The organism is Bacillus sp. C-3-6 (genome assembly GCF_054509685.1).
The window spans coordinates 2,917,895-2,929,951 of the sequence record NZ_CM137247.1; the positions used below are offsets into that span (position 1 = coordinate 2,917,895).

Here is a 12,057-nt window from a genome sequence, read left to right on the forward strand (position 1 = left end):
TATGTTTCCATGCAGTGATACTATTTTTACTGTGCCTTGTTCGGTTGTTCTACTGGAATTGAATTTGTATTTGATCTATTTGTTTTTAATTCAAAATACGCATCCAAAATCTCTTTACCAATCGCAGAATTAATTCCTGATTTATCATCATTCACCCATGGTACAACAACTGAAAAAGCTACTTCCGGATCCGCATCATATGGTGCATAACCGGCAAGAGTTAAATTATAACATTTTTTTCGGTTGTTGTTCTCATCTCTTCCAATATCACTTTCTCCACCATATATTGTCTCAGCTGTTCCTGTTTTTCCCGCTGGTTTATATGGTAGACCTTTAAATGTTCCGGTTCCGGTTCCGTCAGCTTCTTGAAAAACTCTTCTAAATCCTTCTTTTACATGATTAATGTACGAAGTTTCCATATCCACTCTATTTAATACAACTGGTTCAATCGACCGAACAACTTTTCCTGCATCCTCTGGTCTATTCGGTTGCTCTCTAACTTCTTGTACAATTTGTGGTTTCATTCGGTAACCGCCATTTGCAATGGTTGAAATATATTGCGCAAGCTGAAGCGGCGTATATGTATCATACTGTCCAATCGCGTAATCAAGTAAAAATCCGGGTATGTTATCAGTTCTACCTATTTGACCGATTGATTCATTTGGCAGGTCAATACCAGTCGACACACCTAGGCCAAATTGTCTAAAATAGTAGCGCATTTTATTAAATGTTTCTTGTTTAATATCTAATGGATTGTTTGGAACATAATTAATGCCTGCAATTTTTAAAGCTGTATTAAACATATAAACGTTCGATGACACTTGCAAAGCTCTTAAATCATCAATATCCCCAAATTCTTTCCACGATTTCTTCGGCTTAGAACTTCCTTTAAAATACATTGGCGCATCAAAGAAGTGTGTATACGGCTTAATCGCTTCTGTTTGATATCCAGTTAATAAAGTAGCCCCTTTTACAGTTGACCCTAACTCATAAGAACTTGTCATCGTTCCTAATGCATAATCTTCTATTTGCATACCACCATCTTTATTTACAATTTTCTTTCCTGCCATTGATAAAATTTGACCGTTTTTCGGATTCATCATTACTACGAACGCACGATCCATCATCGGCTCTGCAGCATGAAAGGCTCGTAAATTCTTTTCAAGGCTTCCCTCTACTCTTTTCTGTAAATCCATATCGACTGTTAACATCAAGTTATTTCCACTTTTTCCTTCAGTCACTTTTTCTGTTCGAACAATCTTCCCTGCTTTATCCATAATATTTTTAGACTGTTCTTTCGTTCCATGTAGTGCATCTTCGTATTGTTTTTCGATGTAACTTTTACCAATACGGTCGTTTCGATTATAATCACGAACTAAATAATAATCTAATTGTTCTCTTGGCAACCCTTCATTTTCATTAGAAACGCTACCTAGTATAGAGCGCAGTATTTTATCATTTGGGTATTCACGTTCCCAATCTACTGTTGTATCCACTCCCGGTAAACTTGCCAACCTTTCACTAACGACAGCATATTCATTTTCACTTACGTCTTTTTTAACGATTTGCGGAGTCATTTTATATCCCGCATTCATTTTGCTTTTAATTACTAATACTTCTATATCTTCCTTTGAAAGCTCATTTAATTCTTCTTGTGTAATTCTTTCCCGGCGCAGTTCTTCTACTTTTTTATCTAACTCTTTTCCTTCTATTTCTTGCTTTCTAAATTTACTCTCATCTTCTTTCGTTACTTTCGCTGCTGCCCGCTTTTCATTTAACTGCATCCAAAAATCTTTTTTATCTGTCTCTGTTAACTTATCCATGTCCTCTTGCGACATTTCAATTAGCTTAGCTAAATCTCTTGCTACTTGTAAAACTTCTTTTGAGTCCACTCCTCTCATTTTCGTATATGTAACGGTTCGTAATGGTTTATTATTTACAATAACGTGACCTTGTCGATCAAACATTTTCCCTCTAGGAACGGGAGTACTTACCGTTACATCTTCCTTTTTGTTTACTTCATTTCTATACGTTTCTCCATCAATGATTTGTACTTTACCTAATTGAATTATAATAGCTGAAAATAAAAGAAAGACAATAAAAAATAGTACATTTAACCGAAATGGAATATGAGTCTTTTTCTTTTTCGATTGTTTTTTCTGCTCCTTTTTCTGTCTCATTTCGCTCCCTCGCTTCATTCTATTAACATTTCTACGCAAAATCATTATGTATCAAATTTATTTATATGATATATATAGAATTTTATATTAATTACTAAAGAAATAAAAGATTTAATTTTCAGTTTTTTAATTTTATAACCTATTTATTACCATTCCCCTTCATAAGTCATAACATGAATTTTATTCAAACAAAAAACTGAGGTGTTCTCTATACACCTCAGTTTTTCATAAAAATAATAACTTATTTAACCGACGATAACCCTTCAACAAACTCACCAATCTTATTTTGAAAAACAAAATCAAAGTTATATTCTTGCCCTGTTAACTCTTCATTTACTAAAATTGTCGTTGCCCCTATTTCCCTCTTTGCGATTTGCGGGAATGAAGCGACGGGTTGCACTTTTAATGACGTTCCCATAACGATAAATACATCTGTTTCATATAAACGTGTTATCGCATTTTGATATTGCGGCAATGTATCTCCATATAAAACAACGTCTGGATTTAAAATGAAATTACACTTCTCGCAGCGAGGCACTTCATGATCAATCATATACTGCAAATCATATCCCGCTTTACACTTCGGACAATGTGCTGTTTGAAGTGTTCCATGTAAATCAATGACATGCTTACTACCGCCTAATTGATGTAAACCGTCAATATTTTGCGTTAAAATCGTAATATCTTTCCCTTGTTCTTCTAATTCAGCTAAAAAGCGATGGCCGTGATTTGGTTTATATTGATGAAACGTATTAATTTGAAAGATTTCTTTATAATGCTTCCAAAATTCTTTCGGACTCCTATTATAATATCCCCTTGATAAATACATTTCCACATTCGCATCGGCATACAATCCATTTGCTGAACGGAAATCTGGGATACCACTTTCCGTACTTGCACCAGCACCTGTTAACACTGTAATTTTCTTCGCTTTTTCTAAAATTGAACGTACTTCTTCAAATTGCACAAAAATCACCTCTATGTATTTTCCTATACTTATTATACCAGTTGTTTACAGGAGGTGTTGTCTTTGTATAAAGAACTCTTTAAACTTCCTTATTTTATATAGTTTTTCTTGATGATATCTTTTGCATTTTTGTAAAGGAATACAAAGAAGATTACTGCTAGGATACCGTTTACCCAATAATATGTATTTCCAGAGGCAAACCTATTATAAAAGGATTGAGCATTATAATATAATAGGCCCGCTGAAAGCACGGTAGAGATTACTAACATACCAAAACTTTTCAAGATACCCACCTCATTTTTAAAAATTCCGATTTTTATAATAATTATACATGAAAATGGGAGAGTTTAAAATGTGCAATGTATCCTATTATTATCAACCTAACGATACATCTTTCCTTCAAACAAAAATAACAACTACATACGCACTTCGGTACTACCCCAACATCTTACTTAATGTGTCGTACCCCCAACTTCCACAATATCCACCTCAACCGTCGTCGTTATCTCAACTGCCAATTCTATCCCTTTACGAATAGTAGAAAGTGACATACTCGGTTGGCCTGGATAGTTACTCGCTTGCTCTGGTAGGAACGGAATATGAATAAATCCGGCTTTTATTTTCTTATCCTGTTTCTCTAGTTCATGCATGAGACCGTAGAATAAATGATTACAAACGAATGTACCTGCTGTTTGTGAAACGGAAGCTGGTATCCCTTCTTCGTGAAGTCTTTTTACAATTGCTTTCATCGGAAGTGTAGACCAATAAGCAGCCGGTCCTTCTTCTATAACCGGCACATCTACTGGCTGATTCCCTTCATTGTCAGCAATTCTTGCATCATCAATATTAATTGCGACACGCTCTACCGTAATATCTGGTCTGCCCCCAGCTTGTCCGATACATATAATTATTTCCGGTGTTAGTTCTTCTATATATTCTTTTAAAACTTGTATTGATTTATGAAATACAGTTGGTACTTGTTTACTAATAATCTTGTATTCTCCGATTGTTTTTTCATGCAAACTTTTTGCGACTTCCCAAGCTGGATTGATGCTTTCTCCGCCGAACGGGTCGAACCCTGTTAATAATACTGTTTTCATAGTTTTCCCTCCTAATTAGAAACGATATACAAGGCCGTACATAATAAACATATTGATAATAAAGATGGAAAGAGCAATTGGTACTTGCGCTTTAATAACTGCATTCTTATCTTTTAGCTCTAAAAGCATTGCCGGAACGATATTAAAGTTTGCTGCCATTGGAGTAAGCAGCGTTCCGCAATATCCAGCAAACATACCGAGTGCTGCCATAATTGCTGGGTTTCCGCCGTGCATTTGAACTATTAAAGGTAAGCCAATTCCGCCAGTAATAACAGCAAACGCTGCGAATGCATTTCCCATTACGACTGTAAATAGCATCATGCCTAAACAGTACGCCATAACAGCAACGAACGGATACTCTGTCGGTAGCACTTGTCCAACTAAGTCTGAAACAACTTGTCCAACGCCAGACTTCGCGAATATACCGCCAAGTGCTGCTAACATTTGTGGCAAAATAACAGCCCAGCCGACAGCTTGTAATAGTCTGCTTCCTTCTTGTACAGGCGTTGTTATTTTTGATTTTGTAATACGCATCGCCGCAACGAATGCGAGTAATGCACCAAGCGCTAATGCAACTAATGTTACTTTATCTGGATCAACAAGAGAGACATTTCCCCATTTAATTTTCCCTAACGTCAACGTACCGATAATTGTAAAAATAGGAATTAATAGTGCAGGCATAAAAATTTTATTTTTTAATTTCTCAGCATGTTTCACACGTTCTTGTACTGGAACTTCTTTTTCCTCTGATTTTGTTACTTTATTTAGTGAAGCTAAAACGACCATAGCGAGCACTATACAGCCAACGTAAAACGAAGGAATTACATTTCCGAATAAAAATGTAACTGCAAACAATGCCCAAAATAAACTAGAACCGAATCTGTTTGGATGTTCACGATCGAATGCGATACGAACAGCGATAAAAGCAACGATTATCCCTAATACATAATAGATTGTATCCATTGTGATGATGTTCATATTAAATTGCCTCCTTCTCTTCTTTTCCTTCTGCCTTCATTGTTTTCTCTATATATTTATCAAACTTTCTAAATCTAATCCAGCTTACAATAAGTGCAGATATTGCTGTCGGAATGCCCCAAAGTGCCATATCCCATACTCCGACATGCATACCTACTGAATCGAAGAATCCTTTCATTAATAAAATAGCTCCAGTTGCGATGAAAATATCTTCTCCGAAAAACCAAGCTGTATTTTCAGCAGCTGCTGCGTTTGCTTTAATCTTTTCTCTTAATTTTTCAGGAAGTTTACCATATTTACCTTGCGCGGCCCCTTCTGCCATCGGTGCAACGAGCGGCCTTACTGTTTGCGCATGCCCACCAATATTAAGCCCTAGTGCTGCTGATGATTCTCTTATCGTAAAATATGACATTAATACTCTTCCAGTTGTTGCTCCTTTTGATTTCGTTATAAGTGCTTCTGCTCTTTCTTTTAAACCGTAACGCTCTAAAATTCCGATTACCGGTAAAGTTAATATAATTGGCATAGACATATATCTATTTTCTATGAAAAATTTACCGAACATGCTGATCACATCATAAAAACTTAATCCTGAAACCATACCAGTAACAATACCTGCAACCATAACTACTAAAAGTGTATTTAATCTAAATAAAAAGCCCACTGCAACAAGTAGTATTCCGATTAATTTAATCATCCCAGCACTTCCCCCTATTTTTTATTTCGGTGCACAAATAGAAATATTATTAAGTTTGAATGTTCTGTATATTCTTTCTGCAAATTGCACTGCTTTTTCCCCATCACCGTGTAAACAAATCGTTTGCGCCTGAACTGCTACTTTCTCTCCATTGACCGCATTTACATGGCCTTCTTTCACCATTTGAAGTACTTGCTTTATCGCTTCGTCTTCATCTTTTATAAGCGCATTTTCTTCTGTACGGCTCGTTAATGTACCATCTTGCTTATATGTACGATCCGCAAAAGCCTCTTGTACAAGAGTTACTTTGTATTTTTCTGCAGCCTGTATAAACGCCTCGCTATTTGCTAATCCATAAAGTAATAGACTTGGATTTATATGATAAATTGCCTTTGCAATTGCATCTGCAATTTCCTGATTAGACGCCGCCATATTATATAAGGCACCGTGCGGCTTTACATGCTGCATTTTCCCGCCTGCCGCTTTCACAAATGCGTCTAATGCGCCTGTTTGATATAGAACATAATCGTATACTTCACTTGCTGAAACATTCATGTTTCTTCTACCAAATCCAATTAAATCAGGAAATCCAGGATGCGCCCCTATTGCTACGTTATGCTCCAAAGCTTTTTCAACAGTTTGACGCATAATAGACGGATCACCCGCATGAAAACCGCAAGCAACGTTTATAGAGGAAACGAACGGAAGAATCTCATCATCATTCCCCATTTTATAAGCGCCAAAACTTTCTCCTAAATCACAGTTTAAATCGATTGTAGTCATAATGTATTCCTCCTAATTTCAGCTTCGTAAAGCGATGAATTTCTTTAATAAATTCATATTTACTTCTTGTTCTATGTACAATTGTTCCGCTTCTTCAAGCGTAATTTTCTCAAAAGAAACATAGTCCCCCGGCTTTAGCTGGGCAAGAAGAGGTAAATCTACTGAAATGATATTTCCCATTCTCGGATAGCCACCTGTCGTTTGCCTATCTGCCATTAATATAATCGGCTGTCCACCATTAGGAACTTGAATGGTTCCAAATGTAACAGGACTCGATAAAATCTCTTTTTCTTCATTCCTATTTAAAACTTCTCCCTCAACCCTATAGCCCATACGGTCAGCATAATTAGATACCTTATACTCTTTCGTAAAAAATGCCTTTCTACTTTCTTCTGTAAATTGATCATATTCAAAGTCAGTTATGACACGAAGCTTTGGATGTTTCTTATACTTTGGTAGTACGCTGTTGCTAATTGCCCATTTCGTTTTTATTCTCGCATCTTTTTGTAAGTCTAGAATGAAACGACTCGCCATTTCTGGTTGTGCACCAATTTGGAAGTAGTCACCCTTTTTCAGCATTCTTCCTTCTATACCACCAATCGCAGCACGTATGTACGTACTTTTGCTTCCCATTGTACGCTCAATATGTATACCACCCGCAAAAGTTACATACGCTCTGCAACCACTTTTCACTTTTCCAAAACAAAGCATACTACCTTCTTCCGCTAAAATGGGACGCCATAACGGGATACGTTCTCCATTCAATAACGGTTCCATATCTGCTCCGCCAATCGCAAGTAAAGTCGTTTTCTTTATTAACAATTTAGGTCCCATAATCGTCATTTCGAGTCCCGCTTCATTCTCCTCATTACCAACTAACATATTGATCATCCGAAGTGCACTTTGATCCATAGTCCCGCCAACTGGTACACCGTATTGTTGATAATGAGATCGCCCTAAATCTTGGACTGTTGTAAACATTCCTGCATGCAAAACCTCTACATCCATTCTTTAGCCCCCTCAAGTGATACGTACTCTTCCTTCGTTATTGGGATAAATCGTAAATACATACCGCTTTGAATAAAGGTTGGTGTTTCTTCTTCCGGATTAAATAAGGAGATTGGTGTTCGACCAATAATATTCCATCCACCCGGTGTTTCAAGTGGATAAATACCTGTTTGATTTCCGCCGATTCCTACCGAACCAGGTGAGATTTGTAACCGCGGTATTTCTTTTCTAGGTGTTTCTAATTCTTTTGATAGTCCTCCTAAATACGGGAACCCTGGTGTAAAACCTAACATATATACAAAATATGTAGTTTCACTATGTATTCGAATCACATCTTCTACTTGTAAACCTTTATAATGTGCAACCTCTTCTAAATCAGGTCCATATTCTCCCCCGTAGCACACTGGTATAGAAATATGTTTCACATCCTGTTTTACTTCTTCTTTATAAGAATCACACAGCTCCTTTATATACTGGCGAACGTAATCATATGACCTTTCACTTCTCTCATTTCTCTTCCATACTTCGTATACATTGTAGTAAACAGCTAATGAAGTAAACGACGGAACGCACTCAATCATTCCTGCAAACGGATGTTGCTGCAGTGCTTGAAATAACCGCTGTACTTTCTCATATATATCCATCTTAATTTCTTCACCAAATGTAACAATAATTGCTTGATCCCCTAACGCAGAAAATTTCATCCTACTCCCTCTTTCTATACCAAAAAGCCGAGTTCTTTCGAAATGCGATGTGCTGTTTCTTTCACCTTAGCGATAAAATATGAAATGTTACTTTCGCTGTACTCAATTGCTAATCCCGAAATACTCATACCTGCTACAACCGTTCCATCACTTGCGTAAATGGGCGCTGCTATTGCGGCTGTATGATTTTCTAACTCAGAATAACTAATTGTGTAGCCTTCCTTTTTTGCCATTTGCAACACTTCTAGCAATTGTTCCTTATCCACAATTGTTCCATCTGCAAACTGTTTTAAATCCACTTCCTCTATGTATCTCCGTTTCTCTTCCTCAGAAAAATACGATAGTAAAATTCTCGGACATGCACCAGCATAAAGCGGTGCTCTTCTTCCAACCGCCGTATACACGCGTACTGGCTGAACACCTTCCATCTTTTCAACATAAATTGCGTCATTACCATCTTGAATTATTAAATTAACTGCCTGTCCTAAACTATCTCTAAGCTCTTTCATATAAGGAATTGCTATATTCCTTACTGATAATCGTTGTGAAACAAGTTGACCGAACCGTAAAAATACGACCCCTAAACGATATTTCCCCTTTTCGTTTTTTTGTAAAAACTCCATCTCTTCTAACGAGCCAATTAAACGATAAACAGATGTTTTCGGCATATTTGTAAGCTGAACCATCTCAGTTAAACTTAGCTCTTCATGCTCATAAAACAACTCTAAAATATCCATTGTCTTAACTGCCGTTTTATTTATACTCATTCTATCTCCCTTTCGTTCCGAATTACGGAACTTAAATTCCATTTTTCGAAACAAACATATAATTTAAAATTATAAAATATTCTTTCAATTCAATCAATAGATTTTAAGCAAATAAAAAAGTATGGAAGAATATCTCTCCCATACTTCACCACACTTTATAACGCTCTTACTTGTTTTAACGGCCAGAAAACAGCTTGTCCTTTTCCGACAATTTCATCTTCTGAAATAAAGCCAAACATGCGACCATCCTTAGAAACTTCACGATTATCCCCTAAAACAAATACTTGGCCTTCTGGCACTTTCGTTTTCCCAGTGATTTGTTCTAACGTAAAGTCTGGAGTTAATACACGGCCTACTGCTTTTTCTTTAAACTTTTTTAAATATGGTTCTTCCATCGCTTTTCCGTTTACATATAAAACATCATTTTTATACTCAACTGTATCGCCTGGCAAACCAATTACTCGTTTTACTAAATCGTATCCTTCTTTTCCGTGGAAGACGATAATATCAAAGCGATCTAATCCACTTATACTATAACCAATCTTATTCACGAGAACTCGTTCGTTATTTTTTAAAGTGGGCATCATTGATTCACCTTGCACTAAAGAAGGTGTAAATAAAACACCGCGAATAATAGCAATTAATACAAGGGTAAACCCTATTGTTTTAGCCCAAGAGAATAATTCTTTCTTCGTATTTTCCTTCATCGTTTCTCCTCTTTCTTAAGCACTTATTTTATGATTTCAACTAATTCTTGTACTAAATTAGGATCTATTTCAGAAAAACATGATTTTCCTTCTCTTACCGCTGTACCGACATGCGCCTGCGTGATTCCTGTTTCATCTAGCAATCGCTTTATATTTTCTTTCGTCACGCCAGCTCCAGCTACAAGCTGAATTTGACCATCACTTACCTTTTGCATTTCAGTAAGCACCGGAATATTCTCTACTATATTTCCTTGTCCACCTGAAGTTAAAACGTGAGACACTTTATGAAACTTCTTTAAAGTGTTCATCGCTTCTACTGGATTTTTTATATCATCTATCGCACGGTGGTACGTTACATTTATTCCATCTACAACAGATAGTAAATCCGCTAATTTCTCTTCATCCACTTCATTTCGTTCGCTTAATACGCCTAATACTACACCAGCTGCTCCTAACTTCTGTGCAACTATAATATCTTCTTTCATCATTTCAATTTCTTCTTCCGTATATGTAAAAGACTTCGCATGCGGACGAATCATAACATGAATTGGTATACTTACCGCTTCTACCGCTTTTTTTATAAAAGCATAACTCGGTGTTAAACCACCTTCTGTATAAGATGAAATTAATTCAATCCGCTTCCCGCCAGCACTTTCAATTCGTTTTACATCTTCTAAACATGTTGCAATAACCTCTAGCATGAGATGACCTCTTTTCGTGCTTTTTTCTTATTATAACATTAGTAAAAATAAGAAGCCTAGCTTTCTCCTTTAAAACTTAAAAAAGAAGAATGAAAAGAAAGATTTTTTTATTGGCAACAATTATTTGTGACATCCTATTATTCATGTACACTCCTACCATAATGAAAAAACCCGTCATTTTGACGGACTTTTCTAATTCCAAGCTTTTCTTTCCTCAGTTTTCATATCAATGCCTAATTGATCTTCCAATAACTTTACACCTTTCTTTGTAAGATGGACAGCTCGGTTCTTATCCGTTTTCGTAATCCATCCCTGTTCAAAAAGCAGTTTTGCAATTGCAGACCCTAACCAACCAGAAATATGGTAACGCCGTTCACTCCAATCAAGGCAAGGTTTTGCAAATACCCTCCTTTTTGTATCTGCCTCATCAACATTTATTCCAAAATTCAGAAACCATTTCTTACCTTGTTCCGTTACAATGTATTCTCCATCCTCTAAAATTATAAATTGCCTATCTAGTAATTTTTCAGTTATCTCTACACCGAGTTTGCCTGCAAGATGATCATAACAAGTTCGAGCATAACGAATTTGTTTTAGTTGGCTTGATTGTTTTAAAGAGCGAACTTGAACTGTTGGTGCAATTGTCCCTAACTTTTCAAGCACTTCTGCAACTTCTTGATTAGCAAGTCGATAGTAACGATGTCTACCATGTTGTTCAACTGTAAGTAAATTCCCTTCTACTAATTTAGAAAGATGCGAACTAATTGTTGGATGTGACACTTTTGCCATATAAGCCAATTCACTAGCAGGTAGTGCCTGATTATTCATTAGACAATCTAAGATGATTGCTCTTGTAGGTTCAGCAATTAGTTTAGCTATATATGAGATATTCGGATATACATTCATATTTCGATGATACCCTAACTGTTAAATTGATACAATTATTTTAAGTTTAATAGTAAAGGAGAATGTATTATGAATGCAATTGATCTTAGTATATTAAATTTAAAAGAAACGAGAAGGCGCTCAGAAAAATTATGGAATTCTCTTCCCGATAATTTTCTTAATTGGAAGCCTGATCCTGAGGCTATGTCCTTAGGTGAAATGATTCGTCACGTATGGAGCTCAACTTTTTACTATCATATGATTATAAAAAACAACGGTTCAATAAACGACATACGTACCCCGTATGATGACGAGCCAATTACTTGTGTAAAAAAAGAAATTGAATTGGCACAATCACACTTTACTGACTTCATAGAATATGTTCAATCAATAAGCATAGCCGAGCTAGATTCAAGACTTATTGATAGAAGTGATGTTGGCTATCAACGATATTTAGGTGATATGCTATTACGAATTGCCTATCATGATGCGGTCCATGCGGGTCAATTTTTACAATATTTGCGAATGGTTAACTTGGAAAGACCTTTAATTTGGGATTAAATACGAAAAATGTTTATAC

The 12,057-nt window shown here is 36.2% G+C and carries 14 protein-coding genes; 1 reads left to right on the forward strand and 13 read right to left on the reverse strand.

Annotated elements, in window-relative coordinates; genetic code table 11:
* Nucleotides 1-26 precede the first annotated feature (26 nt).
* The 13 genes from ACW0JX_RS15045 to ACW0JX_RS15105 form a co-directional block, all read right to left on the reverse strand.
* Nucleotides 27-2,180: a peptidoglycan D,D-transpeptidase FtsI family protein gene (locus ACW0JX_RS15045; RefSeq protein WP_095690629.1), complete on the reverse strand. Its 2,154-nt coding sequence runs from the start codon at nucleotides 2,178-2,180 to the stop codon at nucleotides 27-29.
* A 241-nt stretch (nucleotides 2,181-2,421) separates the two neighbouring features.
* Nucleotides 2,422-3,147, reverse strand: a complete 726-nt coding sequence (locus ACW0JX_RS15050; protein ID WP_141241024.1) for an NAD-dependent protein deacylase — start codon at nucleotides 3,145-3,147, stop codon at nucleotides 2,422-2,424.
* 89 nt (nucleotides 3,148-3,236) lie between these two features.
* Nucleotides 3,237-3,431: a hypothetical protein gene (locus ACW0JX_RS15055; protein ID WP_073515524.1), complete on the reverse strand. Its 195-nt coding sequence runs from the start codon at nucleotides 3,429-3,431 to the stop codon at nucleotides 3,237-3,239.
* A 168-nt stretch (nucleotides 3,432-3,599) separates the two neighbouring features.
* Nucleotides 3,600-4,247 carry a pyroglutamyl-peptidase I gene (gene pcp / locus ACW0JX_RS15060; RefSeq protein WP_095690627.1) on the reverse strand — a complete coding sequence of 216 codons (648 nt, stop codon included), beginning with the start codon at nucleotides 4,245-4,247 and terminating at the stop codon, nucleotides 3,600-3,602.
* 15 nt (nucleotides 4,248-4,262) lie between these two features.
* Nucleotides 4,263-5,225, reverse strand: coding sequence for a DUF979 domain-containing protein (locus tag ACW0JX_RS15065; RefSeq protein ID WP_001021658.1), 963 nt, complete (start codon nucleotides 5,223-5,225; stop codon nucleotides 4,263-4,265).
* Between the two features lies 1 nt (nucleotide 5,226).
* A complete protein-coding gene (locus ACW0JX_RS15070) occupies nucleotides 5,227-5,922 on the reverse strand; it encodes a DUF969 domain-containing protein (protein ID WP_095690626.1) in 696 nt (231 codons plus the stop codon).
* Nucleotides 5,923-5,943: 21 nt separating this feature from the next.
* Nucleotides 5,944-6,705, reverse strand: coding sequence for a 5-oxoprolinase subunit PxpA (gene pxpA / locus ACW0JX_RS15075; RefSeq protein ID WP_095690625.1), 762 nt, complete (start codon nucleotides 6,703-6,705; stop codon nucleotides 5,944-5,946).
* Nucleotides 6,706-6,723: 18 nt separating this feature from the next.
* Entirely contained in the window at nucleotides 6,724-7,713 is a 990-nt protein-coding gene (locus tag ACW0JX_RS15080) for a 5-oxoprolinase subunit C family protein (protein ID WP_053564100.1), read from the reverse strand.
* Nucleotides 7,704-8,417 (reverse strand): 5-oxoprolinase subunit PxpB, encoded by a 714-nt coding sequence (gene pxpB / locus ACW0JX_RS15085; protein WP_000672267.1) that lies wholly within the window; start codon nucleotides 8,415-8,417, stop codon nucleotides 7,704-7,706. The genes ACW0JX_RS15080 and pxpB overlap by 10 nt, the downstream gene beginning before the upstream one ends.
* 14 nt (nucleotides 8,418-8,431) lie before the next feature.
* A complete protein-coding gene (locus tag ACW0JX_RS15090; protein WP_095690624.1) occupies nucleotides 8,432-9,184 on the reverse strand; it encodes an IclR family transcriptional regulator in 753 nt (250 codons plus the stop codon).
* Nucleotides 9,185-9,339: 155 nt separating this feature from the next.
* Nucleotides 9,340-9,891: a signal peptidase I gene (gene lepB, locus ACW0JX_RS15095; RefSeq protein WP_000662499.1), complete on the reverse strand. Its 552-nt coding sequence runs from the start codon at nucleotides 9,889-9,891 to the stop codon at nucleotides 9,340-9,342.
* 23 nt (nucleotides 9,892-9,914) lie between these two features.
* Complete coding sequence (locus tag ACW0JX_RS15100) at nucleotides 9,915-10,592, reverse strand: copper homeostasis protein CutC (protein WP_095690623.1); 678 nt, start codon at nucleotides 10,590-10,592, stop codon at nucleotides 9,915-9,917.
* A 192-nt stretch (nucleotides 10,593-10,784) separates the two neighbouring features.
* The gene (locus ACW0JX_RS15105) at nucleotides 10,785-11,498 is read right to left on the reverse strand and encodes an ArsR/SmtB family transcription factor (RefSeq protein ID WP_095690622.1); all 714 of its coding nucleotides are present in this window, start codon (nucleotides 11,496-11,498) and stop codon (nucleotides 10,785-10,787) included.
* A 69-nt stretch (nucleotides 11,499-11,567) separates the two neighbouring features.
* Between ACW0JX_RS15105 and ACW0JX_RS15110 the strand changes: the two genes are divergently transcribed.
* A complete protein-coding gene (locus tag ACW0JX_RS15110; protein WP_168410589.1) occupies nucleotides 11,568-12,038 on the forward strand; it encodes a DinB family protein in 471 nt (156 codons plus the stop codon).
* Nucleotides 12,039-12,057 lie beyond the last annotated feature (19 nt).

Excerpts from the sequence above, each read along its gene's own strand:
- ACW0JX_RS15045 (WP_095690629.1), bottom strand. The coding sequence starts at position 2,180 with ATGAGACAGAAAAAGGAGCAGAAAAAACAATCGAAAAAGAAAAAGACT.
- pcp (WP_095690627.1), bottom strand. The coding sequence starts at position 4,247 with ATGAAAACAGTATTATTAACAGGGTTCGACCCGTTCGGCGGAGAAAGC.
- ACW0JX_RS15065 (WP_001021658.1), bottom strand. The coding sequence starts at position 5,225 with ATGAACATCATCACAATGGATACAATCTATTATGTATTAGGGATAATC.
- ACW0JX_RS15070 (WP_095690626.1), bottom strand. The coding sequence starts at position 5,922 with ATGATTAAATTAATCGGAATACTACTTGTTGCAGTGGGCTTTTTATTT.
- pxpA (WP_095690625.1), bottom strand. The coding sequence starts at position 6,705 with ATGACTACAATCGATTTAAACTGTGATTTAGGAGAAAGTTTTGGCGCT.
- ACW0JX_RS15080 (WP_053564100.1), bottom strand. The coding sequence starts at position 7,713 with ATGGATGTAGAGGTTTTGCATGCAGGAATGTTTACAACAGTCCAAGAT.
- pxpB (WP_000672267.1), bottom strand. The coding sequence starts at position 8,417 with ATGAAATTTTCTGCGTTAGGGGATCAAGCAATTATTGTTACATTTGGT.
- ACW0JX_RS15090 (WP_095690624.1), bottom strand. The coding sequence starts at position 9,184 with ATGAGTATAAATAAAACGGCAGTTAAGACAATGGATATTTTAGAGTTG.
- lepB (WP_000662499.1), bottom strand. The coding sequence starts at position 9,891 with ATGAAGGAAAATACGAAGAAAGAATTATTCTCTTGGGCTAAAACAATA.
- ACW0JX_RS15100 (WP_095690623.1), bottom strand. The coding sequence starts at position 10,592 with ATGCTAGAGGTTATTGCAACATGTTTAGAAGATGTAAAACGAATTGAA.
- ACW0JX_RS15105 (WP_095690622.1), bottom strand. The coding sequence starts at position 11,498 with ATGAATGTATATCCGAATATCTCATATATAGCTAAACTAATTGCTGAA.
- ACW0JX_RS15110 (WP_168410589.1), top strand. The coding sequence starts at position 11,568 with ATGAATGCAATTGATCTTAGTATATTAAATTTAAAAGAAACGAGAAGG.